The sequence below is a fragment of the Gemmatimonas sp. genome (assembly GCF_021298855.1).
GTDB lineage: Bacteria > Gemmatimonadota > Gemmatimonadetes > Gemmatimonadales > Gemmatimonadaceae > Gemmatimonas.
On sequence record NZ_JAJTHI010000010.1, the window covers coordinates 24,968 to 49,710 of the forward strand.

Sequence of the window (24,743 nt, forward strand, 5' to 3'; positions counted from 1 at the left end):
TGAGGCACGGAGTGAGTGCGGCGCTGCTGCCGCTGGTGTTGCTGGGTCCCGGTATGGCGGCACCGTTCGCCCCCGCCGCGCACCACGCGCAGTGGAGGTCCGTGTGGGCCGAACCGGCGGCCGCCCCCGTGGCCGATGCCGCCATGCAGGGCGACCTCGCAACGGTACGCGCCCTGCTGGCCAAGGGCGTCAGCGCCAGCGTGGCGCAGGGGGACGGCATGACCGCCCTGCACTGGGCGGCGCAGCGCGGCGACTCCGTCATGAGCGCCGTCCTGCTGCGCGCCAAGGCCCCGCTGGCGGCAACCACTCGTGTGGGGGCGTATCAGCCCCTTCACGTGGCCAGCGCCGCGGGGCACGCGGCCATCGTGCGTCAGCTCCTGGCGGCCAGAGCCGACGTGCGGGCCACGACGTCGGAAGGCGTGACCGCGCTGCATCTCGCCGCGCTGGCCGGTGTGCCGGCCACGGTGTCGGCGCTGCTCAAGGCCGGGGCCGATGTGAACGCCCTCGAACCGGGGTGGAACCAGACCCCGCTCATGTTGGCCGCCGGCCGTGGCCGCACCGAAGCGGTGCGGATGCTGCTCAAGGCCGGGGCCAATCCCGCCCTGGCGGCGCGCACCATGGACATCATGGCCAGCGCCGCGCAGGATCGGCAGGCCAAGATGCGGCGGGACGCCATGCTGCAGCAGTTGCGGGAGAAGCAGGGACAGGCGAACAACCCCAACTGGATGCCCACGCCCGAGCAGGTGCAGGCCGCGGTGAAGGCGTCCCGTGACGTCGAGCGGGCCGAGGCCACCGCGCAGGCCATCGCCGGCGTGCGCGATGCCACGGCAGCGGAAGAGGCGCGGCTTGCCGCCCAGGGAGGCCGTGGCCTCGATGATGACAACCCCGCGTATAACGAACTGATGGGCCGGCAGGGCGGACTCACCGCGTTGCTGCTGGCGGTGCGGGAAGGCGAAATCGAGACCACCCAAGCCCTCCTCGACGGAGGCGCCGACATCAACCAGGTGAGTCTGGGCGACCATACGAGTCCGCTGCTCATGGCCACCATCAATGGCCACTACGACCTGGCCATGGTGCTCATTCGCCGCGGCGCCAACCCCAACCTGTACAGCGACGCCGGTGCGGGGCCGCTGTTCGGGGTGCTCAACAAGGAGTGGGCGCCCAGCACCCGGACGCCGCAGCCGGCGTTTCAGCTGCAACAGAAGGCCACCTATCTCGAGGTCATGCAGGCGCTCATCGCGGCCAAGGCCGATCCCAATGCCCGCCTGTCGCGTTCCCTCTGGTACACCACCTACAATCGCGACAACCTGGGCGTGGACTTCAACGGGGCCACGCCGTTTCTGCGCGCCGCGTACGCGACCGACGTGGCCGCCATGAAGCTGTTGCTGGCCGCCGGCGCCGACCCCAGGGTCGGCACCATCAAGCCACCGGCACGAGCACGGCGTGGTGGCGCCACGGCGCCCGCTGCTGACCCGTCTGGGCTGCCTCCCGTGCCGGTCGGCGGCCTCGGCATCCTGCCCCTTCACGCGGCGGCCGGCGTGGGCTACGGCACCGGGTTTGCCGCCAATGACCACCGTCACGTGACCGACGGCTGGATGCCGAGCGTGAAGTTCCTGGTGGAAGAGCTGGGCGCCGACGTGAACGCGCGCGACTTCGCCGGCTACACCCCGTTGCACCACGCCGCCGCGCGCGGTGACAACGCCATGATCCTGTACCTGGTGTCGAAGGGTGCCGACCCCACGCTGGTGGCGCGCTCCGGGCAAACCACCGTGGACATGGCCAATGGCCCGGTGCAGCGCACCTCGCCCTACCTCGACACGATCAAGTTGCTCGAGGGGATGGGCGCCAGGAACAACCACCGGTGCGTGAGCTGCTGATGCACTGAGTCGCCGACGGCATGACACCGCCGTCGGCGTCCCTTTACGCAGCCGTTGCCGGGCCAACACGCCGCCGTGCCGAAGCGCGTCGAAGTTGTTGGCCATGCCTCCATGGATTCAGCGTCTCGACGCGAGCGATCGCGCGATCTTCGCCCGGCTGTGCCTATCACCGGGCAGCGGCAGTGCCGCCCGCACCTTCTGGTCCTGCATCACACACCTCGGGGGTGCGCGCGCCAGCATCGGTCTCACGGTGCTGGCGCTGCTCTTTCCCGCCGTCGACCTGCGCCTGTGCTGGCGTACGCTGTTGCTGCTGGGGTGGTCGCATCTCGTCGTGCAGATCGTGAAACGCACCGTGGGCCGTCCCCGGCCGTCGACCGCACCGACGTTCACATCGCTGGTGGAGGTTCCGGATCGCTTCTCCTTCCCCAGCGGTCACTCCTGCGCCGCCATGGCGGTGGCCATCGGCTTTGCCACGGCCTTCCCCCCCTGCGCGGTTCCCCTGCTGGTCGTGGCGGGGCTGGTGGGGTTCTCGCGCGTCATGCTGGGTGTGCACTACCCGGGTGACGTGGTTGTTGGGCAGGTCATTGCGCTGATGACGGCCTATCCGATCCTGCGCTGACGCATGACCAGCGTGCCGTTCACAACGGGGCTTGCCGCGGCGCCACGCCGCCTGCACCTGGCCACCGCCGAGTTGCCGGCGAACCCGCGCCCCGATGCGGAGCTCACGGTCCTCGACGCCACCGAGTGGTTTGGCGAGACCAGTGGCGGCATCCGCACCTACCTGCTCGAGAAAGGTCGGTACGTGGCCGCGCGTCGTCAGCTGCGGCAGGTGGTGCTGGTTCCGGGCCATGACGATGCCATCGACGACACAGCGGGTGTCCGCTTCGTGCGGCTGCGCGGCCCGTCCATTCCGCGTCATCGCCCCTACCGGTTCCTGCTCGCCTCGCGTTCGATCACGCGCGTCATCCGGCACGAACGGCCGGATGTGATTGAAATCGGCAGCCCCTTCGTTGTCCCGTGGTTGGTGCATCGGGCGGTGCGCCAGGCGCCCATGCCGCTGGCGTACTTCCATCACACCGACGTGGCCCGCGTGGTATCGAACGTCACGCCGGTGTCGCTCCGCCCGCACGTGACGCCCCTCGTCTGGCGCTACCTGCGCCAGATTGCGAAACGGTGCGCCGTGGCCATCGTGGCCACCGAGCGCGGCAAGCGCGAACTCGAGCACAATGGCTTCACGCGCGTGGAGCGTGTGCCGCTGGGGGTGGATCTCGATACGTTTACGCCGGCGCGACGGCTCACGGGGATGGCGTTGCGGGCGCAACTGGCCCTCCCCGATGCGCCACTCGCCGTCTTCGCCGGCCGATTCGCGCGCGAGAAGGAGCTCGACGTGGTGCTCGACGCCTGGAGCCGCGTGGAGGCGCAGACGGGTGCCCGCCTGATGTTGGTGGGTACCGGCCCCGACGCGGACCGGCTGCGGGCACACCCGTATGCGCGACGCGTCCTGTTTCAGCCTTTCGTGAGCGACCGGGGGCAGTTGGCGGACCTGCTGGCCGCCGCCGACGTCTACGTGGCCCCCGGACCAGCGGAGACCTTCGGCCTGGCCGCTGTCGAAGCCATGGCCTGCGGCACGCCCGTCCTGAGCGTCAATCGTGGTGGCGTCGCGGAACATGTGGCCACAAGCGGTGGCGGCACATGCTACGAACCGGGAGACGCGACCTCGCTGGTGCACGCGGCGGTGTGCCTGCTCGAATCGGACCTGACGGCACTTGGTGCTCGCGCGCACGGCCATGCGGTGGCGGAGCACAGTTGGACGCACGTGTTCGACCGTCTCTTCGCCCTGTACGCATCCCTGCGACGGTGAACGCCGCGTCGCGCCGGCACGCCGGCCCCATGGCGGGGGTGCGGCTCGCACTCTTCACCGACACCTTCTCCCCGCAGGTGAACGGCGTGGCGCGCACCCTGGACCGCCTGACGTCCGCCCTGCGGGAGCGCGGCGGCGAGGTCCTGGTGTTCACCACGGACGAGCCGGGCGCCCACGAGGCCATGGACATCGTACGATCGCCGGGACGCGCGTTCCCGGCGTATCCGCAACTGCGCCTGTCATGGCCGCGGCAGTCCGCGGTCGTGGCGCGCCTTCGCGAGTTTCAGCCGACGCTCGTTCATGCGGCGACGGAGTTCGGCATGGGGTTGGCGGGTCGTCGTGCCGCGAGGCTGCTCGATGTGCCGTTCGTGTCGTCGTATCACACCAGCTTCACCGCGTACGCGGCGCACTACGGCATGGGCCTGCTCGCGCGACCAGGGTGGGCCTACCTGCGCTGGTTTCACAACGGCGGTCATCGCACGTACTGCCCCACCGCGGCCATCGTGCAGGAGGTGGAAGCGCAGGGATTCGAGCGCTGCACCGTGTGGACGCGCGGCGTCGACGGCCACCGCTTTGCTCCCCGCTATCGGTCGGCGGCGTTTCGCACGGCGATCGGCGCGCACGACGGCACCCTCGTGGCGGCCTACGTGGGGCGCCTCGCGGCCGAGAAACAGGTGGACGTGGCGCTCGAGGCGGTACGGCTGGCGGCCACCGCCCGCCCGGGGGCCGTGCGGCTGCTGGTGGTTGGCGATGGGCCCTGTGGCGTGTCCGCGCGGTCCCGTGCGCCGGAGGGGAGCACCTTCACCGGTCGCCTCGAGGGTGCGGCGCTGAGTGAGGCGTACGCGAGCGCCGATGTCCTGCTCTTTCCCAGCACCACCGACACCTTCGGCAACGTCATGTTGGAAGCCATGGCGTCGGGCACGCCGGTGATCGGCGCGGATGTCGCGCCGACGCGCGAAGTGCTGCTCCCCGATCGCGGGTGGGTGGCCCCGCCTGGTGATGCCACGACGGTGGCCTCCCTGTTGACGCGGCTGATCGATGATCGCACGCCGCTCCACCAGCGCCGTGAAGCGGGGCTGGCGCATGCGGCGGCGTGCACGTGGGAGGCCGTCTGGGATCGGCTGTTCGCCGACTACCTCACCGTGCAGGCGTCATCACCAGCGGCGAGGGGGACGACTCGTAGCTGACGGCGGCGGCCCCAACGACCGTGCGCAGCAGGGCGTCCAGCTGGTCCAATGCCCGATCGGTCGACATGGACTCGGCCGCCGCGCGGGCACCAGCACGCAGACGCTCGTGCAGCGAGGCGTCGGCCACCAGGCGCGACATGGCCGACACGCAGCCGCTCATGTCGCCCGGCGCGAAGGCGAGTCCGTTGCGGGCATGGTCGAGATGCTCACCCACGCCGGCCGCGTGACAGGCCACCACGGGCAACCCGGACGCCATCGCCTCGAGCACCACCAGCCCCAGCGTTTCGGTCTCCGACGCGGTGACGAACCCGTCGGCACTCGCGTACAGCGCGGGTAGGTCGCGCTCCCGATCGACGGCCCCGAGGAACATCACGTCATCGCCGGCCCGTTCCCGCAATCGTCGTTCGCTCGGACCGGCTCCGGCGATGATGAGACGCAGTCGCCGGTCGCGAAAGCGGTTGCGCAAATGTGCGAACGCGTCGAGCACGAACTCCACGTTCTTCTCCGGGGCGAGCCGGCCCACATGCAGGAAGTTGAAGTCGGCACCCATGGCATAGCGATGGCGGCTGAGCAGCGAGAAGTGTCGTGGTGAAAAGTGCGCGGTATCCACGCCCCCGCCCCACACGGTGGTGTGCCCAACGTGCATCGCCCGCAGGGTGCGCTCCACGGCGGCAGACGGGGCAATCGTGTGGTGGGCGCGCCGGTGAAAGCGGCCGAGCCAGCGCTGGACGACCGGGCGCAGGAACGGCACGCCGTAGGCATCGCAGTAGCGCGAGAAGTCCGTGTGATGCGTGGTCACCACCGGTACGTCGTACGCGCGAGCCGCCCGCAGACCGGCCCACCCCACGGTGAATTCGGTGGCGCAGTGGACCACGTCGGGACGGAAGTCCCGGACGATCTGTCGCGCATGTCGCAGCGGTGGCCAGACCAGGCGAACGTCGGGATATGCTGGCAGCGACCGTGAGGGCAGGGCGACGTGGCGCAGGGTGACCGGCTGGGACAGGGGTGCCGTGAGCGCTGGCGGATACGCGGGCGCCAGCACCGCACACTCCCATCCGCGGGCGGACAGGCCGGTCACCATGGCGGCAGTGACGACGCTCACCCCGTTGAGTTGGGGCGGGTAGCTGTCGGTACAGACGAGGAGGCGCGGCATCAGCGGCGCGGCGTGCCGGATCGGTCGAGTGGTGGCAGCGCGCCAGCCATGAGCAGCGGGGTCACCCGTGGGCGAGAGGGACGCAGGGAAGGCTACCGGCCGATGTCGGCGGTGAGGGCAGTCTGCCGCGGGCACGTCTCCGCGGCGCGACGGGGGGTCACGACCATGTCAAAGCCCGGTCACGGTTGGCCAGCACACGGAAAACGGTTGCGTCCCGTCCCCATTGCGGTCGTTTGGGGGGTCTGCTGTTGCGGCCTGACCCGGAAAGTGGGAAGTTTGCCGATCTCGCGGACCGCCCAGTCCATCCGTTTCCCTCACGGAGATCCCGCCATGCGATGTGTCCGACGTTGGTATGCTGTCACGACGACTTGTGCTGCGCTGTCCCTGTTGGCGTCTCCCGGCGCCCTGCGGGCGCAGGGGACTGGCACGGTGGAAGGCAAGGTAACGGTGGCGGAGAGCGGCGAGGCGCTGCAGGGGGCGTCGATCGGGGTGACCGGCACGCAGATCGGCGCCATCACCCGGGCCGACGGCAGCTATCGCTTCTCGCTGCGTCCGGGCCGTTACGAACTGCGTGCGCGCATGCTGGGATACGCCGGCCGCGTGGACACCGTCGTGGTGGAAGCTGGACGCACGGTGACCAAGAACTTCGTGCTGCCCAAGTCCACCACACAGCTCGAGGCGGTCGCCGTGACGGGGTCGCGTGGTGGTGAGCGGACGCTGGTGAGCAGCCCTGTCCCGGTCGACGTGATCACCACCGCTGACCTGCGGTCGACGGGTCGGGTGGAGACGGCGCAGATGCTGCAGGCGGCGGCCCCGTCGTTGAACTTCCCGCGCCCCGCAGTGGCCGACGGGACCGACCACGTGCGCCCGGCGACGTTGCGCGGTCTGGCCCCCGACCAGACGCTGGTGCTGGTGAACGGCAAGCGCCGCTACACCAGTGCGCTCATCAACAACAACGGCACGGTCGGCCGCGGCACCTCGGCGGTGGACCTCAACGCCATCCCGGCGTCCATGATCGACCGTATCGAGATCCTCCGCGATGGCGCCGCGGCGCAGTACGGGTCGGACGCCATCGCCGGCGTGATCAACATCATCCTCAAGGGGGCCACGGCAGGCGGCGCCTCCATTCAGACGGGGCAGTTCAACACCGACGTGGAGGGGCTGGGCAGCCGGAACGATGGGACCAATACGACCGCGTCGGCCGATCAGGCAGTGACCTGGGGCAACGGCAGCTACCTGCACGCCGGCATCGAGTGGCGCAATCGCGCCATGACCAACCGGAGTTTCCGGGATCCCCGGCAGCAGTTTCCCACGGGGGATCCGCGCGAATCCACGGCGAATCGCCTGACGCACTGGTCGGGCGATGCCGCGACCGCCGACGTGGTGGGCATGGTGAACGCGGCGCACAACGTGAGCGAGAACCTGCAGCTCTACGGGTTCGGCTCCTTCGGCCGCCGCGACGGGCGGTCCACGGGCTTCTTCCGGCGCCCCATTCAGACCACGCAGGTGGTGGCCCAGTTGTACCCCAACGGGTTCCTCCCCAACATCGAGAGTGACATTACCGACTTCTCGGCGGGGGGCGGTGCCAAGGGCACGGCCAAGGGGTGGGATTGGGACCTGAGCCAGGTGTACGGCATGAATGCGTTCGGCATCACGGTCTCCAACTCCAACAACGCGTCCATGGGGCTCAACAGCCCGAGGGTGTTCGATGCCGGCACCCTCGGCTTCGCGCAGGCGCTCACGAACTTCGACGTCACGCGTGAAGTAAGTGCCGCCGGCAAGCCGGTGCGCCTCTCGAGCGGCGCCGAATTCCGCTGGGAGAGCTACACCATCGAGCAGGGCGAAGAGGCCTCGTACATCAACGGCCGCGTCCCGGTGCTCGACATCAACGGGCAGCCCGTGCGCAACGCCGCCGGCCAGACCACGATCGCGCTCGTGGGGTCGCAGGTGTTCCCCGGATTCTCCCCCACCGACGCGACCGACCAGTCGCGTACCGCTGTGGCGGCGTATGTGGATGTCGAGAGCGACCTGACCAAGAAGTGGCTCGTGGGTGCCGCGGCGCGTTTCGAAAACTTCAGCGACTTCGGTTCGCAGGCGACGGGCAAGTTCACCACGCGCTTTGCGCCCGTGGAGCAGTTTGCCATTCGCGGCGCCGCGTCAACCGGCTTCCGCGCCCCCTCCCTGCAGCAGAGCTTCTTCACCTCCACGGCCACCACGTTCGTGAACGGCCTGCCGGTCGACATCAAGACGTTGCCAGTGGCCAGCCGTGAGGCGCGCCTGCTGGGCGCCACGGACCTCAAGCCCGAGAACTCGGTGAACCTGAGTGCCGGCATCACCCTGCAGCCCAACAAGAGCCTCACCGTCACGGCGGACTACTACAACATCGCCATCACCGATCGCATCGTGCTCTCGGAGAACTTCATCGGCACGGGCATCGTGAACTTCTTCGCCCAGAACGGCCTCACCGGCATCGGCGGCGGTCGCTACTTCACGAACGCCATCGACACGCGCACCAACGGCCTGGACGTGGTGGTCAACTACGGCGTGGACCTCAAGGCGAGCGGCGTAGTGCGGCTCACGGCCGGCTACAACCAGAACCAGACCAAGGTGACGCGCGTGGTGGTGAACACGCCGCCGCAGCTCGGCAACCTGAACGAAACGCTCTTCGGTCGCGCCGAGCGCGGACGCATCGAGGTGGGACAGCCGCGCAACAACCTGGTGCTCAACGGCACGTGGGACATCAAGGATTTCATCTTCACCCTGCGTGGTCAGCGGTTTGGCCGGGTGACGGGGCGGCAGTTGCTCGCCACCGGCACGGCGCGGCAGGTCCCCGACGTGGAGTTGAGCGCGAAGGTCATCACCGACGTGAGCGCGTCGTACAAGCTGCTCAAGCGGGCCACGCTCACGCTCGGCTCGGACAACGTCTTCGACGTGTATCCCGACCAGATCACTGACCTGGGCGACGTGGCGACGGGATACGGCGGCCAGGGCACCTTCGGCGTCTTCCGCTTCTCGGGGCTCTCCCCGTTCGGGTTCAACGGGCGCTTCGTGTACGCGCGGTTGGCGTACTCGCTGTAACCGGTGACGAAACACACGCGGGGCGGCGAGGATATCGCCGCCCCGTTTGTATTTGTTGGGAGAAGCCTCAGCGGCATCTCAGCGGCGTCTCAGTGGCATCACGGTGGCGCCGACGCGTCATCGCGCACCGGTCGCGCGACTCTCCACCAGCGCCGCGTACACCATGGTCTGGAACCGGGCGACCACATCACTGGTGTTGGGCAGCTGGTTCATCATGACGACGATCACGAGCCCTTCGACGGGATCGACCTTGTAGTTGGAGCCGTAGGCGCCGCCCCAGCCGTACGTGCTCCGTGACGCCATCCCCGTGGCCCCGTACTGTTCCACCGTCTCGAAGCCGAGCCCGAAGCCGGTGCCGGTGCCGTAGAGGGCGCCGAGCTGGTTGGTGGTCATGAGGGCCACCGTGTGCGGGGCCATGTAGCGGCGGCCGTTCCAGGTGCCGCCGTGGGCGATCATCTGCAGGAAGCGGGCGTAATCGCGAGCCGTGGACACCAGCCCGGCCCCGCCGGCGTAACTCACGCGCGGCCCGTCCACATAGTGACCCTGTCCGCGCGCGCCGGTATCGGCGCGCACGACCCGGCCGGAGTCGCTGCGATACACCGTGGCCAGTCGCGCACGATCAGCAACGGGGAGGAAGAAGTGCGTGTCGCGCATGCCGAGGGGACCGGTGAGCCGCTCGCGCAGAAACCGATCGAGGGACACCCCCGACACCCGCTCCACGATGCAGCCGAGCAGGTCGGTGTTGTAGCCGTACACGAAGCGCTCGCCCGGCTGAGCCGCGAACGGCAGCGTGCCAAGGGTCTCCATCGTTTCGCAGATGGGGACGGTCTTGTCGGCCGTGTACCAGCCGAACCCGGCGGCGGGACCCAGCCCCTTGGCGCGATACTGCTCGGCCAGATGCGCTTCGCCGCCGTAGGAGACGCCAGCGGAGTGCGTGAGCAGGTCGCGGATGGTGATGGCGCGCCGCGCCGGTACCACCACGACGCCGGAATCGGTGCGCTGCGCGACGGTCGTGCGGGCGAAGGTGGGCAGGAATCGGCTGGCCGGGGTGGCCAGTGAGAGCCGTCCCTCCTCCATGAGCATGAGGATGGCGGCGCTGGTCAGGGCCTTGGTCTGCGAGGCGATGCGGAAGACCGTGTTGGTGGTCATCGGCACCTGGGCCTCCCGGTCGCGCCACCCCACGGCACGCTCGTACACGATCTGGTCATCGCGCAGGACAAACGCCACGAGTCCGCCGATTTCTCCCTGGCGCACGGCGCCATCGAGCATGGAGTCGATGCGGGCGAGCCGGTCAGGGGCGAAGCCGTTTCGGAAGCCGGACGACCGCGCCTGCGCCGGCGCGGGGGCGGGAACGGTGGCCATGAGGACGGCCAGCCACGGGGCCGCGCGACGAAGCAGGCAGATGGTCATGTGGCGAAGCTACCCGGACTGGCGTCCTCGGCAACCATGACCGGGAGCGTCACCCGGCCCCTGATGCGCCGGTCAGGCCACCATGCGCGACGACACCCGGAACACGGGCACCATGGGCATCCAGAAGGTCGCCAGGCGGGTGCCGCCTTCCACGAGCGTCACCTCCACGTACCGTCCGGTGTGCAAGGGCAAGCTGCCCGTGCGCACGGCACCGTCGCCGAGCAGCCCGACCACGCCGGCGACGCTCAGATAGCGCTCGTGCACATGGACCCGCACATCGGCGGTCCCGCCGGCGGCGCGTGCCGTCCCGGCATGCAGTTGCAGCACATGGCGCACGTGCTCGTCGGCCACATGGCGCTGCACGAGCGAGGCGGCCCATGAATGATCCTGATGTACCGCCGATGGCAGCACATCGCGCAATGCCAAGCGGGCCTCGACCAGCAGGGTATCCGCGTCCTGGCTCACCAACGCGCTTTCGCCACGAGCGGTCGGTGCTATGTCATCCTGAGTCGGCAACGGGGCTCCGGTGGGTGGAACGCGACCATCGGGACGGATGGCCGGCAGGGTGTGGGTGATACGGATGGGGAGGTCCGGTACGAGGATCCTAATACACGGTAGTGTGTTGCGCACCAGCGAGTTCCCGTCCGTGGGACCCCGGGGCGGGTACCGGCGGTCGCGCTCTCCGGAGCGGTATGGCAGGGCGGATTGCCGGGGCGGCACAGGAGTGACCGGAACCGGACGGTCGGGGCTGCAGTTCGTCCGGCAGCCCGGTTAGCTTGCCGTCCGGACCCTCAACCAGCCCTGCCATGCCGCCGTTCAGCGCCCCGATCAACGCCGATTTCCTCCTGCCGATCATCAAGCTGCCGCTCCTGCTGATCTCCTCGATCTTTCAGGTGATCCTGGCGGTCGGACCGATCGGGCAGATTGCGATCATTGCGGCGTTCATCGCCCTTTTCACGCGCAATGTCATGGGGCCGCACCAGCCGTAACGTCCCTGCCCGACGGCGACGGCGGCCCCGACCGCCGTCGCACAACCGAGGCCCGGAGCGCCGCACGGCTCCGGGCCTCGGTCGTTCGCGCCGGCGGGGACGTTCAGCGATCGCGTACCGCGTCGCGGGCAATGACGCCGAAGTCCTCGTGGCCGTGGCCTTGCGCAATGACCTCGTCCATGCGCGCCGCAATCCCCAGGAGCGCCGCCACCGGACGCGCACCGGTGGTGTCGAGCATGAGCTGCACATCCTTGCGTGCCATCACCAGCTCGAAGCTCGCCGTGAAGTCGCCCTCGCTCATCTTCTTTCCGCGGTTCTGCAGCATGCTACCCGGGTTGAAGAACTCCAGCAGCTTGAGGGCATCGGGGGCGCGTACGTCGCATCCTTGCGCCACGGTGAAGACGTCACTCACCAGCGCGCCCAGGCCGATGATGAGCGTGTTGCCCATGAGCTTGTAGGCCGCGGCGAGATCGGCCCGTTCGCCCCAATACACGACCCGTTGCGCCTGCTGTTCGAGCGCCGGGCGCACCGTGTCGTACAGCACGGAGGGGCCGGACACCATGATGATCCCCTGTCCCAGCCGCGCAGCCGCTGGTCCGATGAACACGGGGCAGTGCAGATACCGCACCCCCTCGGCGTTGAGCCGCGCGACGCGCTCGCTCGTGAGCGCGGGATGGGTGGTGGTGTGGTCACAGATGATGGCCTCCGGTGCGAGGCCGGGGCGCAACGCGGCGACGACCTCCTCCACCACCGCATCGTCCTTGAGCACCAGGTGAACGCGCTCGGCGCCGCGCACGGCATCGGCCGGCGACGCCGCCACCTGGGCACCGAACGCTGCCAGCGCCTGTGCCTTCTCGCGCGTCCGATTCCATACCCGCACCGTGTCGCCGCGTGTGCGCGCGGCCTCGACGAAACCGCTGCCGAGCAGCCCGGTTCCGAGATAGGCAATGACCGTCATGTGGCGAAAGATAGCGAGCAACGGGTACCGGCAGCAGAATAGCACGTGGCCGAACTCCGCCGGCCGCTCGTGATCCCTTCCCGCTGCCGGTGAGCACGCGGGACCCGATCCTCGTCCCCAACCCCAGAGCCATGCGTATCCTCGCTGCCCTGTCCGTGCTGTTGCTTGCCGCCGCGTGCCGCTCCACCGGCGCCGGTGCGGGAAGTGGTGTGGCCGCCAAGCCCGCAGTGCCCACCGAAGTGACCCCGGCGCGCGTGGCGCTCGGCGACTCGCTGTTCAACAATGGCGGCTGCATGCGCTGCCATGGCGCGAAGGGTGTGGGTGCGCAGAACGGCCCTGCCCTCAACGACAATGTCTGGGACCAGCTGGCCACGGGCAGCTACGAGGAGATTCGCGCCCTGATCGTGAGCGGCGTTCCCAAGGAGAAGATCAAGGTGACGACGCGCCCGAACGCCATGGGCGCCCGCGGCGGGCGCATGAACCTGAACGACGAGCAGATCAGCGCGGTGGCGGCCTACGTGTGGACCCTGTCGCACAAGTGACGGAGCGACTGGCGCTGGCTGTTCCACGGACAGCGGAACGCGCGCACTGAACGCGGACATACCGTCGGCTTTCCGTTCGCGCGTTCCGTCGCCAGTTTGCCATGGTTCCCGACACACTATCAATGCCACGGAGTCACCGATGCTCATCTCCTCCGCCCTCGCCGCGGCCATCAACACGCAGATCGGCAACGAGCTGGCCGCCAGCCTGCAGTATCATCAGATCGCGGCGCACTTCCACGAGATGCACCTGGTGCAGTTGGCGGGGCTGTTTCACAAGCAGGCGACGGAGGAGCGCGAACATGCGGAAAAGCTGCTCAAGTATGTGCTCGAAACCGGTGGTGGCCTGCGCATCCCCGCGGTCCGTGCCCCGATGCACGTCTTTCCCTCCGCCGAAGCTGCCGTGGAGGCCGCGCTGAGCTGGGAAAAGGAGGTCACCGGGCAGATCAAGGGGCTCATGGACCTCGCGGCGAGCGAGGGGGACTACCTGGCGCAGGGATTCCTGCAGTGGTTTGTCGATGAGCAGCTCGAGGAGGTCACGAAGATGCAACGGCTGCTGGGCGTCATTCGCATGGCCGGCGAGCGTAACCTGCTGAGCGTGGAAGCGTATCTGGTGCACGGGAACGCGTGAGTGGCGGGCGGCGGCGGATTGCCCATCCGGCTTTCCTTGCCGCATGCCCCCCTGCCCGGTTAGCTTCCCCGGTCTGGCGGTATCCGGATGCACCGTGTGGTCCGGCGGTCCTGCCCAGGCGGTTCCAGAGTCGGCCTCCGGTCGGCGCCGGATGCCGCAATGCGCGCGTAGCTCAGTTGGATAGAGCGTCGGCCTCCGGAGCCGAAGGTCGCAGGTTCGAGTCCTGCCGCGCGCATGGCACCCCCACGTGGCTGGTCGTGGGCGGTTGCCGCGCTCCCCTCGCTCACATAGCCCTGTGCACGTCGCCGAGCTGAAGCGGAAGTCGGTTCCCGAACTCCTGGTGCTGGCCGCGTCGCTGCAGCTCTCCAGCGTCAACGGGTTGAAGAAACAGGAGCTGATCTTCCGGATCGAGCAGGCCCTGCTCGAAACCGAGACGACGCTCTATGGCGAAGGGGTGCTGGAGGTCCTTCCCGAAGGATACGGCTTCCTGCGGGCCCAGGACTTCAACTACCTGCACGGCCCCGACGACATCTACGTCTCCCCGTCCCAGGTGAAGCGCTTCGACCTTCGCACCGGCGATACGGTGATGGGCGAAGTGCGACCGCCCAAGGAGTGGGAACGGTACCTCGCGCTCCTCAAGGTGGAGCGCATCAACGGTGGTGACCCCGAGCAGTCCAAATTGCGCAGCGCCTTCGACAACCTGACCGCCAAGTACCCCGACGAGCGTCTCCATCTGGAGCGCAAGAACGGGGAAGTCGCGACCCGCATCTGCGACATCATCGCGCCCCTCGGCAAGGGCCAGCGTGCCCTCATCGTCGCGCCGCCCAAGGGTGGCAAGACGATTCTCCTCCAGCAGCTCGCCAACGCGATTGCGGAGAACCATCCGGAGGTCACGCTCATCGTCCTGCTGATCGATGAGCGTCCCGAGGAGGTCACCGACATGCAGGCGAGCTGCCCGAGCGCCGAAGTGATCTGCTCGACCTTCGACGAAACGGCCGAACGCCATGTGCAGGTGGCCGGGATGGTGCTGGAGAAGGCCAAGCGGCTCGTGGAGAGTGGCAAGGACGTGGTGATCCTGCTCGACTCCATCACGCGACTCGCGCGCGCCCACAATGCAGTGGCCCCGCAGGGCGGCAAGCTCATGTCCGGCGGCATGGAGGCCACGGCGATGCAGAAGCCCAAGGCCTTTTTCGGCGCTGCCCGCAACCTGACGGAGGGCGGGTCGCTCACCATCGTGGCCACGGCGCTCATCGAGACCAACTCGCGCATGGACGAGTTGATCTTCGAGGAATTCAAGGGCACGGGCAACATGGAGCTGGTGCTCGACCGCAAGCTCGCCGAAAAGCGCATCTTCCCCGCGATCGACATCAACAAGAGCGGCACCCGGCGCGAAGAGCTGCTCCTCTCGCCGAAGGAGCAGCAGCGGGTTTTCCTCCTGCGCACCTTCCTGGCCGACATGCCGAGCGACGAGGCGATGCTGTTTCTGCTCAAGCGCATGGAGCGCGCGCAGAACAACCAGGAATTCTTCGAGCAGATGGCCGAGGCGTGAGCATGGCGCCGGCGGGACGCCTGTTCGCGGTGGACTGGGGCGACAAGCGCATCGGTCTCGCGATCAGCGATGAACTGGGCATGCTCGCTTCGCCCGTGGGCATCATTACCCGCCGCGCCGGCAAGCGTCCGCCCATTGCGGAGTTGATGCGGCACGCCGACGCACTCGGTGCGACCGGGTACGTGGTCGGGCTCCCGCTCGATCCCGCCGGCGCCGAGACCGACCGCACGCGCGAAGTGCGTGACGTGGCCGCGAAGCTGGCGGCGCGGCAGTCGCTGCCGGTGCGACTGGTCGACGAGCGGTTCACCACGTCGGCCGCCCTGCGCAGCATCAAGGACCAGGGTGGTTCCACGCGAGGGCGCAAAGGTGACGTGGATGCCCTGGCGGCATGCGTGCTGCTGGAAAGCGTGCTCCGGGCGGCCTCGCAGGGGGTCGAACTCGGCGAGCCGGTTGTCGCGGCGGTCGAATAGGGCGATGCACTGCTCGACGGAGAGCACGAAGCCACGAAGAAACGGAGAAGTGCCTGTGTGTGTTCTTTTCTCTGTGCCTCCGCGGCTCCGTGCCTCCGACGGGCAGTGCCACTCAACCATGACTCACACCGCTCATGGCCCGTAAACGCTCCAGGAACGCCCGCCTGATCCGCCTTGGCGCCCTCGCGTTCGGGGTGGTGCTGCTCGCGTGGCTGTGGCGGGAGATCGGCGGTGGCAGCGGCCCGGCGGGGACGGCATCGCGCGTGATCATCCCCAAGGGCGCGAGCCTGCGCGTGGCCGCCGATTCGCTCGCGGCGCACGAGGTCATTGGCTCGACGCGACTATTCCGGCTGTTCGCGCGCATGACCGGCGCCGAGACGGACATCAAGCCCGGCACGTTCCAGTTTGCCGCGGGGGCGGGCTATCGCGACGTGCTCGATGCCCTCGTGACCGGACGTGGCCTGATGACGACGGTCGTGATTCCCGAGGGGTTCGATGTGCGCGACATCGCGCCGGTGCTGGCGAGGGCGCTGCGCGTGCCGGAAGACTCGGTGCGCGCCGCCGTGACCGATACGGCGTGGCAGCGTGAACTCGATATCCCGGTGCCGAGTCTCGAGGGCTATCTCTTCCCGGCGACGTACACCTTTGCGGAGGGCACGAGCGCGCGCGAGGCGGTGAACGCGATGATCGAGCGATTCCTCGACGTGTGGAAGCCGGAGTGGGATGCGCGACTCCAGGTCATGAGCATCTCGCGGCACGACGCGATCACCATGGCGAGCATCGTGGAAAAGGAAGCCCGCAAGGCCGAGGAGCGCCCACTCATCAGCGCGGTGTACTGGAACCGCGTGCGGAAGCGCATGCTGCTGCAGGCCGATCCTACGGTGCAGTACGCGCTGCCGCAGCACGTCGAGCGGGTCCTCTACAAGGATCTCGAGGTCGACTCGAAGTACAACACGTACCGGTATCCTGGATTGCCGCCGGGCCCCATTGCCAGTCCGGGCGAAGCGAGCATCGCGGCCGCGCTGGCGCCCGCCGATGTGCCCTACCTGTTCTTCGTGGCCCGCGCCGATGGGAGTCACGAGTTCACCGAAACGTTCGCGCAGCACAGCAAGGCCATTGCGGGGATCAAGGCGGCCCGCCGAGCCGCACGGGCCGCGGAGCGCACGCGGTGAGTGACGCCCGCCCCCGCATCTCGCTCCTCGTTGCGACCTACAACTGGCCGCGCGCCCTCGAGCTCGTGCTGGACAGCGTGCGAGGGCAGGGCATGCTCCCGTTCGAGGTGGTGATCGCCGACGACGGCTCCCGTGACGAGACGCGCACGCTGATCGACCGGGTTCGCGCCACGCTGCCCGTGCCGCTGGTGCACGTGTGGCACGAGGATACGGGCTTCCGCCTCGCGGCGATCCGCAACAGGGCCATCGCCCAGACGCGCGGCGACTACATCGTGCAGATCGACGGGGACATTGTCCTGCACCCCCGCTTCATCGAGGCCCACACCGCGTTCGCGCGTCGCGGCAGCTGGGTGCAGGGATCGCGGGCGCTCATCGAACGCCCCACCACGGAACGCCTGCTCGCCGGTGAGCGCCTGCGCCTGTGGCCGTTCACGCCCGCGCTCAACACGCGGCAGAACGCGCTGTATGCCCCGTGGCTCACGTCGCTCGTGAAGGGGCCGACCGATGGCATGACGCGCATTCGCGGCGCGCACATGGCGTTCTGGCGCGATGATCTGCTGCGCGTGAACGGCTACGACGAAGCGATCGAAGGATGGGGTCGCGAGGACAGTGAACTCGCCACGCGGCTCATCCACAGCGGCGTGGTACGTCGGAATCTCAAGTTCTCGGCCGTCTGCTATCACCTGTGGCACAAGCAGGCGAGCTTCGACGCCGTGGACCGGAACCATGAAGTACTCCTGCGCACCGTCCGTGAGCGCCGTACGCGCTGCGATCGCGGTGTCGATCAGTATCTCTCCTCCGCGCCGCGTGTGGCCTGATGGCCGCCGGCGTGGCGTGACTTTGCGAGGCCTCAGGTGAATCGTCCCGACCGTCGTTCGTCCGGCCGTCCGCGTCCGCGCGGCGGTGTCCATGAGTCGCGCCACCGCGTCGAGGTGACCGTGGGTGGCGACATGGCCATCGTGAACCGCAAGGGCGCGCTGCGACTGCGGCGTGGGCACCCCTGGGTGTTCCGCAGCGATGTCGAGCGACGGCCGGACCTCCCCGCTGGCGTCGTGCGCGTGGCAGAGTCGAACGGTGCGCCGCTCGGCTGGGCGCTGTGGAGCCCGCAGTCGGAGATTTCCCTGCGCCGCATCGAGGCCGACGGCGACCGCCGTATCGACGACGCGTGGTGGCACGACGCGCTGCGCACGGCGATCAGACGCCGGGCGCCGCTTGCGGCGGAGGCCAATGCCTACCGCCTGGTGCACGGCGAAGGCGACGGCCTCCCGAGCCTCGTGGTGGACCAGTACGGCGACTCGCTCGTCGTGCAGTTGCTCTCGGCGGGACTGGACGCGCACACCGACGTCATCGTGCGGTGCCTGCGCGAACTGACCGGATGTTCCGGGATTCTGGCCCGCAACGACCCGGCCGCGCGCGAACGTGAGGGGTTGCCACGCGAGGTGACCCTCCTGTACGGCGAGGTACCGCCGGTGGTCGAAGTGCGTGAGCATGGCGTCCGCTATCTCGCCGCGCCATGGGACGGCCAGAAGACCGGGGCATTCCTCGACCAGCGCGAGAACCGCGTGCTCATTGGCTCTCTGGCGCGTGGCCGGGCACTGGACTGCTTCGCCTACCACGGCAGTTTCGCCCTGCACCTGGCCACTCGTGCCGACCATGTCTGTGCGGTGGACATTTCCGCCCCCGCGCTGGCCCGGGTGCACGACCACGCGGCGCGCAACGGGTTCACCAACATCGAACCGGTCATCGGCGATGCGTTCGAGGTGCTGCGTGCGTGGCATCGCGAGGGGCGACGCTTCGACACCATCGTGGTGGATCCGCCGGCCTTCGCGAAGACCCGCAACGCCCTCGACGCGGCGTTGCGCGGGTACAAGGACATCAACCTCCAGGCGATGAAGCTGCTGGCGCCGGGGGGCCTGCTCTTCACGGCCAGCTGCAGCTTTCACCTCTCGCGCGGGCTGTTCTTCGAGATGCTCAGCGATGCCGTGGCCGACAGCGGCCGTCCATTCGCCCTGCGCGCCATCACCGGTCAGCCACTCGATCATCCGGAGCTCATCAACGTCCCCGAATCGGGGTACCTCAAGGGCGCCCTGTTGGAAGCGATGAGCTGAGGCGACGCGCGGTCAGGCTCGGCTGTGCGGTGCCCGCTGGCAACGGGGACAGTGAAAGGTGCTGCGCCCTCCCTGCACGGTGCGCGCGATCCGTGAGCCACAGCGACGGCACGGTGCGCCGTCACGCCCGTACACCCGCCAGATCGCGTCTTCACTCACGCCCTCCTGCGCCCAGTACCGTCCGGTCGGGGCCGTTTCCAGCACGAGACGAATGGCATCGCGGAGCCGCGTCACACGCGCAGCCGACAGCGAATGTGCGGGGGTGTGCGGATGAATCCTCGCCTCCCAGCAGGCTTCGCTCGCGTAGATGTTGCCCACGCCGGCCACGAGCTTCTGATCGAGGAGGACCGGCTTGATGGGCCCGCGCCGTGAGGCAAGGGCGGCGTACAGGCCGCTGGCGGTGAAGGCCTCGCTCAGCGGCTCGGGACCGGCGTCAATACCCGTGAAGGTGCCGGGGGCATGCAGCCGAACCACACTGAACGCACGGCTGTCCACCAGGCTCACCCGGGTTCCCTCCCGCGTCTCGACGCGCACCCGTTCGTGCCGGGGGGCGGGCTCGTCGAGCCCGGTGAACTCCCAGTCGCCGGTCATGCGAAAGTGGACTTCGAGGACGGCGCCGTTGTCCAGGTACAGCAATTGGACCTTGGCTCGCCGCTCGATGCGGTCAATTCGCAGGCCACGGACCGCCCGGCAGGCCGTGGGGGGCAAGGCGCGGCGCTGACTGGCGTGCAGCGTTTCGACGCGGGCAACGGTGTGGCCAAGTACGGCCGCGCGCAGGCGTCCGGCGGCGTACTCGACTTCGGGGAGCTCCGGCATACGAGGGGAACAACCATGTGACGCGGAAGGATCCCGGCGCACGCAGCCCAGGCGGTCAGCAGTCGGCAGCACAAACACTTACCCCATGTACGATCACAAAACTGGCTCTTGCGGGAATACTGGGAGAAGGTAATTTGTCCACATTCCATCCACATCCAGAGGGCTAGCGCTATCAGTTCTCCCCAGTCCCTCAAGTACGAATACGAGCAGTACGTCGAGCACGAGATCGAGGACTACAAGGACTCGGTTTCGCGGAGCGCGCTGCTGAAGATCGGCGACGAGGCGGTCGAGGCACTGCGCAAGGCGGACCAGATCGCGTTGACGGAGCTGCTGGTCTGGCAGGAAGTGGATCGCATCATTGCGCGCCGCCTCCGGCTTCCGACCTACGCCACGTGGAAGCGCCGCCGGCTGCGCATGCTCGAGGCCTACCGTCGGCCGGAGCACTGGGGGATCGATCCCAACGCCGCGCTCGTGCGCGCCCTGGCCGATTCGAGCGACCGTCACGTGCTGGTGGCGGGTGCCGAGCGGGAGGGGCCGGCGCTGTACTTGGCGGCGCGTGGCGCGGCCGTAACGGCCGTAGAGCCCGCGGAAGACGCCGTGGAGCGCGTGGTGAAGGCCGCCCATGCGGCAGGGCTTACCGAGCGAATTCGTGGCTATTGTGCCGATCTGGGAGCCTGGGCGCCGGACGTGGCCCTGCACGCGGTGGTCTGCTCGCCCAGTGCGTTTGCCGGGCTCACGCCGCAGGATCGCGCGCGGGTGATCGAGGTGCTGCAGAGCGCGACCGTGGACGGGGGCGTGCACCTCGTCGAGACGATCGCTGCCGGTGCCGACAGCCGCGCCGATGGACTCCCCCTCGAGGAGTTGGCGCACCGCTACCGTGGGTGGACGATCTCGGTGGAACGCACGTCGGGGTTGCGCGAAACGTTCATGGCGCGGAAGGAAGCGGTCGCCTGATCCGTTTCACTTCGACACGGGCAACTGTCCACCGCCTGTGTCTCGAGGACACCGGTTGCTGGCCGAAGCGCCGCGGAATTTTCGCACGTTGTTGATTTACTGCAACTTACGATTATTCCAGCCAGTGGCACTGGCCATGCACCAGGGGTTGGTGGCACCGCCGCCGGTGGTGCCGCAGCCTGCTTCGACGCATGGTGCGTCGCGGGTCTTCAATCCCGGGTGAAAGGTCACCCATCATGCGCCTCAAGCAACTGTTTCCGCCTACCGCCAGCCAGGAGCCGATCGGCATCGTCATTGCCGATGGTGGCCGTGCGCCAATGGCTCCCCGTTTTTCGGCGTTCGTGTGGGGGCCGGTCCCGGACGACGAACCCGAGCTCGTGCGCGACTCGCAGGAGTTGGTCGCGGCTCATTCGTAGGGCCAGACGACGCGGTCGCGGTACCTGCCGCTGGCCGGTCCGATCATGAAGCGTGAAAGGCGCCGGCAGACAAGCCGGCGCCTTTCGCGTGTATGGGTACTGCGGGATCGCTGAGAAGCGAATTACGCCGCAGCAGGAGCCGGAGCCGCCGCCGCCTTCTTGGCGCGCTTGGCCGGCTTGCGAGCCGGCTTCTTCGCGGCCTTCTTCGCGGTCTTCTTGGCGCCCTTCTTGGCCGCCTTCTTCACGACCTTCTTGGCCGCCTTCTTCACGGCCTTCTTGGCCGCCTTCTTGGCCGGCTTCTTGGCGGCCTTCTTGGCGGCCTTCTTGGCCGGCTTGCGCGCGGCCTTCTTCGCGGCCTTCTTGGCCGGCTTCTTCGCCGCCTTCTTGGCGGCCTTCTTGGGAGGAGCCATTTGAACAACCCTCTCACGAGAGATGGAAACGCTCACTTTCCCCCGGTGGAAAGGTGAGCACACACGTCGGGCGGCGCATGCACCGCGTCGTCGTGCGCTACGCGGCCTCCAGGAGGCACGCGCAGGGGAGTGTCCGCACCGCCACCGCGGCGGCCGATGCAGACCAGACTGCGGACCGCCTCACCACCTGCGTGGCAAGGGGACCGGACAGTTGGTGGAAAGACGTGGCAGCGTCGTGCAACGCAACGGCGCGATCGCCGATGCCGTGGAGCCGCGTGGCACGCTGACGGGCGGGACCGCTCGGACGCGCCACCGTGATGTTGACGGCAGGCACGGAGCGAGCCGTCGTTCCGCGCCGGGGCGCGAGCAACGACGGCGAAACGGAAGCCGACGAGCAGTGGTCGTCAGCCTCAAAGACGGTGGTCGCAATCGCGACGCGGGACTTCGGGTGGAACTCGTGCCGTTTTATCGCCACGCGTTGCCGATGGGGACTGCGCGCCCCGATCCTGCGTGAACTCTGCAGCTCAGGGAATCCGGATGTGGACAGCGCGCGCAAGTCGTTGAATTGACGCGAATATACGCGTGGATAATTCAAACGCGCAATAGCGCGTATAAAGAACGCGCGCGATTAACGAAGACTCGCGGCGGACCGACGCGGTCGAACGCCTACCAGAGCCCGCGTCACCGTGCGACTTTTGTCGTTCCCTGCGACGAACATCCTCCGGAGCGTCGCTCCGGTTCACGACGTGGAGTGACATGAAAGCGCTGGTGAAGCAGACCGCGGGACGCGGCCTCACCCTGACGGAAGTTCCGGAGCCGACGATCCGCGACGACGAGGTCCTGGTACGCGTACGGAGCGCCGGTGTCTGCGGCACCGACGTGCACATCTACGAGTGGGACGCGTGGGCTGCGGGGCGATGCCGGCCGCCATTCATCTGCGGACACGAGTTCGCCGGCGATGTGGTCGCCGTCGGCAACCTCGTCGAAAGCGTGAAGGTCGGTGACCGGGTCACGGCCGAGGGGCACATCGTGGACGACCGTTCGCTGTTCAGCCGCACCGGGAACGCGCACGTCGACCCCTCCACCCGCATCATCGGCGTGGACCGCGACGGCTGCTTCGCCGAGTTCATCGCCATGCCGGCCACGAACATCTGGCATCTCGACGACGCCATCAGCTACGACATCGGCGGTATCCACGACCCCATGGGGAACGCCTTCCATACGGCGCTGACCGCCGACATCCCGGGGAGCGTGGTCCTCATCACCGGCTGCGGCCCCATCGGCGCCTTCGCGGTGGGCATCTGCAAGGCGGCGGGGGCAGCGCGCATCATTGCGACCGACGTGAACCCCAAGCGGCTCGAACTCGCCCGCACCATGGGTGCGCACGACGCGGTCCATCCGGACGAGGCACAGGCGGCCGTGATGGCAGCCAGCGACGGCCACGGGGCCGATGTCGTGCTCGAGATGAGCGGCGTGCCAAGCGCCGTGCACCAGGCGTTCGCGCTGGCGCGGCCGGCGGGGCGGGTCAACATGCTCGGCATTCCGTCGCGCACGATCGACGTGGACTTCGCCACCGAGATCATCTTCAAGGGGCTGACGATCTACGGCGTAGTCGGGCGCCGGATGTACGACACGTGGCACCAGATGTCGCGCTTCGTGCGGTCGGGGCAGTTCGACCCCACGCCGGTCATCACGCACCGCCTCCCGCTCGAGGCGGTCGACGAGGCGATGCACCTCATCCGGTCGGGCGAAGCAGGCAAGATCATCTTCAGCATCGCGTAACCCCATGTCGCTCTTCACCGAACTGCAGCAGGAACTCGACGCCCTCAAGGACGCCGGCACCTACAAGCGCCTCAACTACATCGAAGGGCCGCAGGGGGCGCGCGTGCAGATGGAGGGACGCGGGGAAGTCATCGTGCTCTCCTCCAACAACTACCTCGGCCTCGCCAACGAGCCGGCGGTGGTCGAGGCCGGTGTGGAGGCGCTCCGCCAATTCGGCGCCGGCACCGCCAGCGTCCGGTTCATCTGCGGCACGTTCACCGTGCACCGCGAGCTCGAGGCCGCCCTCGCCCGCTTCGTTGGCACCGAAGCCAGCATGAGCTATGTGTCGGCGTGGAACGCCAACGAGGCGCTCACCCCCACCATCGTGCGCGAGGGGGACTTCGTCATTTCCGACGCCCTCAACCACGCCTCCATCATCGATTCGGTCCGGCTCGCCAAGGCGATCACCAAGTGCACCACGGCGGTCTACAAGCACGCCGACATGGACGACCTGCGCGAGAAGCTGCGCGCCCACCAGAGCGCCCCGCGCAAGATCATCTGGACGGATGGCGTCTTTTCCATGGAAGGCGCCATCGCGAAGCTTCCCGACATCCTGCAGATCGCCCGTGAGGAGGGGGCGATCGTGGTCATGGACGACTCGCACGCCACCGGCGTGCTGGGCAAGACGGGCCGCGGCACCGCCGAACACTTCGGCGTGCTCGGCGAGGTGGACATCATCACCAGCACGCTCGGCAAGGCACTGGGCGGCGCGGCCGGTGGGTTCATTGCCGGCCCGGCGGCGCTGTGCGACATCATGACGCAGCGCTCGCGCCCGCAGCTGTTCTCCAATGCCCTGCCCCCCACGGTCGCCGCGAGTGCGCTCGCCGCCGTCCGGTATACCGAGGCGCACCCGGAACTGGTCACGCGATTGCACGACAACGCGCGCTATTTCCGCGCCGCCATTCAGGAGGCGGGCTTCAAGCCGCTCCCGGGCGAAACGCCCATCGTGCCGATCATCGTGGGCGAAACCGCGCTCGCCATTCGCATGAGCAATCTGCTGCTCGAGCGCGGCGTGTTCGTGACCGGTTTCGGATTCCCGGTCGTACCCAAGGGTGAGGCGCGCGTGCGCTGCCAAGTGAGCGCGGCGCACACCAGGACCGATCTCGATGCCGTGGTCGAGGCGTTCAAGTCGGCGGGCAAGGTGGCGGGGATTCTCTAGGACCCACCGCCGCATGCGACACCGGATCGTGTGGACCGAGGTACGCTTCGGTCTCCACGATCCGGTCGCTCACCATTCCGCCGTGCGTCTCGTGCCGGACGACGGCGCCGAGCAGGTCACGGGCCGCCGCTGCCGCGTCGCGATCATAGAACGCGGCGGGCAGCGGGGTGCCGTAGCCATTCACC

24 protein-coding genes and 1 tRNA gene are annotated in these 24,743 nt (G+C 68.5%); 18 read left to right on the plus strand and 7 right to left on the minus strand.

Annotation, left to right across the window (positions count from 1 at the left end):
* The first annotated feature begins 11 nt into the window (after positions 1–11).
* From LW840_RS04180 to LW840_RS04195, 4 genes are all read left to right on the plus strand, one after another.
* Complete coding sequence (locus LW840_RS04180; RefSeq protein WP_291276473.1) at positions 12–1,877, plus strand: ankyrin repeat domain-containing protein; 1,866 nt, start codon at positions 12–14, stop codon at positions 1,875–1,877.
* A 103-nt stretch (positions 1,878–1,980) separates the two neighbouring features.
* A complete protein-coding gene (locus tag LW840_RS04185; RefSeq protein ID WP_291267171.1) occupies positions 1,981–2,496 on the plus strand; it encodes a phosphatase PAP2 family protein in 516 nt (171 codons plus the stop codon).
* Positions 2,497–2,508: 12 nt separating this feature from the next.
* On the plus strand, positions 2,509–3,738 hold the full coding sequence (locus tag LW840_RS04190) for a glycosyltransferase (RefSeq protein WP_291267172.1): 1,230 nt from the start codon (positions 2,509–2,511) through the stop codon (positions 3,736–3,738).
* A complete protein-coding gene (locus LW840_RS04195) occupies positions 3,735–4,925 on the plus strand; it encodes a glycosyltransferase family 1 protein (RefSeq protein ID WP_291267173.1) in 1,191 nt (396 codons plus the stop codon). Before LW840_RS04190 ends, LW840_RS04195 begins: the two co-directional genes overlap by 4 nt.
* Here LW840_RS04195 and LW840_RS04200 read toward each other — a convergent pair.
* Positions 4,876–6,078 (minus strand): glycosyltransferase family 1 protein, encoded by a 1,203-nt coding sequence (locus LW840_RS04200; RefSeq protein ID WP_291273527.1) that lies wholly within the window; start codon positions 6,076–6,078, stop codon positions 4,876–4,878. The two genes, LW840_RS04195 and LW840_RS04200, sit on opposite strands and share 50 nt — an antisense overlap.
* A gap of 387 nt (positions 6,079–6,465) precedes the next feature.
* On the opposite strand from LW840_RS04200, the gene LW840_RS04205 reads away from it, so the two are divergent.
* Positions 6,466–9,156: a TonB-dependent receptor gene (locus tag LW840_RS04205; protein ID WP_291276474.1), complete on the plus strand. Its 2,691-nt coding sequence runs from the start codon at positions 6,466–6,468 to the stop codon at positions 9,154–9,156.
* A 117-nt stretch (positions 9,157–9,273) separates the two neighbouring features.
* Here LW840_RS04205 and LW840_RS04210 read toward each other — a convergent pair whose 3' ends face one another.
* On the minus strand, positions 9,274–10,566 hold the full coding sequence (locus LW840_RS04210) for a serine hydrolase domain-containing protein (RefSeq protein WP_291267147.1): 1,293 nt from the start codon (positions 10,564–10,566) through the stop codon (positions 9,274–9,276).
* 72 nt (positions 10,567–10,638) lie between these two features.
* On the minus strand, positions 10,639–11,031 hold the full coding sequence (locus tag LW840_RS04215; protein ID WP_291260011.1) for a hypothetical protein: 393 nt from the start codon (positions 11,029–11,031) through the stop codon (positions 10,639–10,641).
* Between the two features lie 341 nt (positions 11,032–11,372).
* Between LW840_RS04215 and LW840_RS04220 the strand changes: the two genes are divergently transcribed.
* The gene (locus LW840_RS04220; protein WP_291260012.1) at positions 11,373–11,555 is read left to right on the plus strand and encodes a hypothetical protein; all 183 of its coding nucleotides are present in this window, start codon (positions 11,373–11,375) and stop codon (positions 11,553–11,555) included.
* Positions 11,556–11,658: 103 nt separating this feature from the next.
* Here the strand turns inward: LW840_RS04220 and LW840_RS04225 are convergent, their stop codons facing one another.
* Positions 11,659–12,513 (minus strand): NAD(P)-dependent oxidoreductase, encoded by an 855-nt coding sequence (locus LW840_RS04225; RefSeq protein WP_291260013.1) that lies wholly within the window; start codon positions 12,511–12,513, stop codon positions 11,659–11,661.
* A 131-nt stretch (positions 12,514–12,644) separates the two neighbouring features.
* Here LW840_RS04225 and LW840_RS04230 point away from each other — a divergent pair, with 131 nt between their 5' ends.
* From LW840_RS04230 to LW840_RS04265, 8 genes are all read left to right on the plus strand, one after another.
* A complete protein-coding gene (locus LW840_RS04230) occupies positions 12,645–13,055 on the plus strand; it encodes a cytochrome c (RefSeq protein ID WP_291260014.1) in 411 nt (136 codons plus the stop codon).
* A 139-nt stretch (positions 13,056–13,194) separates the two neighbouring features.
* A complete protein-coding gene (locus LW840_RS04235; RefSeq protein WP_291260015.1) occupies positions 13,195–13,683 on the plus strand; it encodes a ferritin in 489 nt (162 codons plus the stop codon).
* Between the two features lie 161 nt (positions 13,684–13,844).
* Positions 13,845–13,918, plus strand: a tRNA-Arg gene (locus LW840_RS04240).
* A 60-nt stretch (positions 13,919–13,978) separates the two neighbouring features.
* Positions 13,979–15,232 carry a transcription termination factor Rho gene (rho, locus tag LW840_RS04245; protein WP_291267148.1) on the plus strand — a complete coding sequence of 418 codons (1,254 nt, stop codon included), beginning with the start codon at positions 13,979–13,981 and terminating at the stop codon, positions 15,230–15,232.
* Positions 15,233–15,234: 2 nt separating this feature from the next.
* Positions 15,235–15,702, plus strand: a complete 468-nt coding sequence (gene ruvX, locus LW840_RS04250; protein WP_291260017.1) for a Holliday junction resolvase RuvX — start codon at positions 15,235–15,237, stop codon at positions 15,700–15,702.
* Between the two features lie 134 nt (positions 15,703–15,836).
* Positions 15,837–16,874 (plus strand): endolytic transglycosylase MltG, encoded by a 1,038-nt coding sequence (mltG, locus tag LW840_RS04255; protein ID WP_291267149.1) that lies wholly within the window; start codon positions 15,837–15,839, stop codon positions 16,872–16,874.
* Positions 16,871–17,692: a glycosyltransferase family 2 protein gene (locus LW840_RS04260; RefSeq protein WP_291260019.1), complete on the plus strand. Its 822-nt coding sequence runs from the start codon at positions 16,871–16,873 to the stop codon at positions 17,690–17,692. Before mltG ends, LW840_RS04260 begins: the two co-directional genes overlap by 4 nt.
* A gap of 36 nt (positions 17,693–17,728) precedes the next feature.
* Complete coding sequence (locus LW840_RS04265) at positions 17,729–18,982, plus strand: class I SAM-dependent rRNA methyltransferase (RefSeq protein WP_291267150.1); 1,254 nt, start codon at positions 17,729–17,731, stop codon at positions 18,980–18,982.
* Between the two features lie 12 nt (positions 18,983–18,994).
* On the opposite strand, the gene mutM is transcribed toward LW840_RS04265, so the two are convergent.
* Complete coding sequence (gene mutM / locus LW840_RS04270; RefSeq protein ID WP_291267151.1) at positions 18,995–19,798, minus strand: bifunctional DNA-formamidopyrimidine glycosylase/DNA-(apurinic or apyrimidinic site) lyase; 804 nt, start codon at positions 19,796–19,798, stop codon at positions 18,995–18,997.
* Between the two features lie 108 nt (positions 19,799–19,906).
* On the opposite strand from mutM, the gene LW840_RS04275 reads away from it, so the two are divergent.
* Positions 19,907–20,752 carry a hypothetical protein gene (locus LW840_RS04275; protein WP_291276475.1) on the plus strand — a complete coding sequence of 282 codons (846 nt, stop codon included), beginning with the start codon at positions 19,907–19,909 and terminating at the stop codon, positions 20,750–20,752.
* A 236-nt stretch (positions 20,753–20,988) separates the two neighbouring features.
* The gene (locus LW840_RS04280; RefSeq protein WP_291260023.1) at positions 20,989–21,168 is read left to right on the plus strand and encodes a hypothetical protein; all 180 of its coding nucleotides are present in this window, start codon (positions 20,989–20,991) and stop codon (positions 21,166–21,168) included.
* Positions 21,169–21,290: 122 nt separating this feature from the next.
* On the opposite strand, the gene LW840_RS04285 is transcribed toward LW840_RS04280, so the two are convergent.
* Positions 21,291–21,578, minus strand: a complete 288-nt coding sequence (locus LW840_RS04285; RefSeq protein ID WP_291276476.1) for a hypothetical protein — start codon at positions 21,576–21,578, stop codon at positions 21,291–21,293.
* A 756-nt stretch (positions 21,579–22,334) separates the two neighbouring features.
* Between LW840_RS04285 and tdh the strand changes: the two genes are divergently transcribed.
* Complete coding sequence (tdh, locus tag LW840_RS04290) at positions 22,335–23,360, plus strand: L-threonine 3-dehydrogenase (protein ID WP_291260025.1); 1,026 nt, start codon at positions 22,335–22,337, stop codon at positions 23,358–23,360.
* A gap of 4 nt (positions 23,361–23,364) precedes the next feature.
* On the plus strand, positions 23,365–24,558 hold the full coding sequence (locus tag LW840_RS04295) for a glycine C-acetyltransferase (RefSeq protein ID WP_291260026.1): 1,194 nt from the start codon (positions 23,365–23,367) through the stop codon (positions 24,556–24,558).
* On the opposite strand, the gene LW840_RS04300 is transcribed toward LW840_RS04295, so the two are convergent.
* Positions 24,524–24,742 (minus strand): DNA-3-methyladenine glycosylase, encoded by a 219-nt coding sequence (locus LW840_RS04300; protein WP_291267154.1) that lies wholly within the window; start codon positions 24,740–24,742, stop codon positions 24,524–24,526. The two genes, LW840_RS04295 and LW840_RS04300, sit on opposite strands and share 35 nt — an antisense overlap.
* Between the last annotated feature and the right edge of the window lies 1 nt (position 24,743).

Bases quoted from the DNA above. Each gene is read 5' to 3' on its own strand.
- mltG (WP_291267149.1), top strand. From the start codon at position 15,837: ATGGCCCGTAAACGCTCCAGGAACGCCCGCCTGATCCGCCTTGGCGCC.
- LW840_RS04285 (WP_291276476.1), bottom strand. From the start codon at position 21,578: ATGGCTCCTCCCAAGAAGGCCGCCAAGAAGGCGGCGAAGAAGCCGGCC.
- LW840_RS04280 (WP_291260023.1), top strand. From the start codon at position 20,989: ATGCGCCTCAAGCAACTGTTTCCGCCTACCGCCAGCCAGGAGCCGATC.
- mutM (WP_291267151.1), bottom strand. From the start codon at position 19,798: ATGCCGGAGCTCCCCGAAGTCGAGTACGCCGCCGGACGCCTGCGCGCG.
- LW840_RS04185 (WP_291267171.1), top strand. From the start codon at position 1,981: ATGCCTCCATGGATTCAGCGTCTCGACGCGAGCGATCGCGCGATCTTC.
- LW840_RS04230 (WP_291260014.1), top strand. From the start codon at position 12,645: ATGCGTATCCTCGCTGCCCTGTCCGTGCTGTTGCTTGCCGCCGCGTGC.
- LW840_RS04225 (WP_291260013.1), bottom strand. From the start codon at position 12,513: ATGACGGTCATTGCCTATCTCGGAACCGGGCTGCTCGGCAGCGGTTTC.
- LW840_RS04220 (WP_291260012.1), top strand. From the start codon at position 11,373: ATGCCGCCGTTCAGCGCCCCGATCAACGCCGATTTCCTCCTGCCGATC.
- LW840_RS04295 (WP_291260026.1), top strand. From the start codon at position 23,365: ATGTCGCTCTTCACCGAACTGCAGCAGGAACTCGACGCCCTCAAGGAC.
- LW840_RS04200 (WP_291273527.1), bottom strand. From the start codon at position 6,078: ATGCCGCGCCTCCTCGTCTGTACCGACAGCTACCCGCCCCAACTCAAC.
- LW840_RS04210 (WP_291267147.1), bottom strand. From the start codon at position 10,566: ATGACCATCTGCCTGCTTCGTCGCGCGGCCCCGTGGCTGGCCGTCCTC.
- ruvX (WP_291260017.1), top strand. From the start codon at position 15,235: ATGGCGCCGGCGGGACGCCTGTTCGCGGTGGACTGGGGCGACAAGCGC.
- LW840_RS04235 (WP_291260015.1), top strand. From the start codon at position 13,195: ATGCTCATCTCCTCCGCCCTCGCCGCGGCCATCAACACGCAGATCGGC.
- tdh (WP_291260025.1), top strand. From the start codon at position 22,335: ATGAAAGCGCTGGTGAAGCAGACCGCGGGACGCGGCCTCACCCTGACG.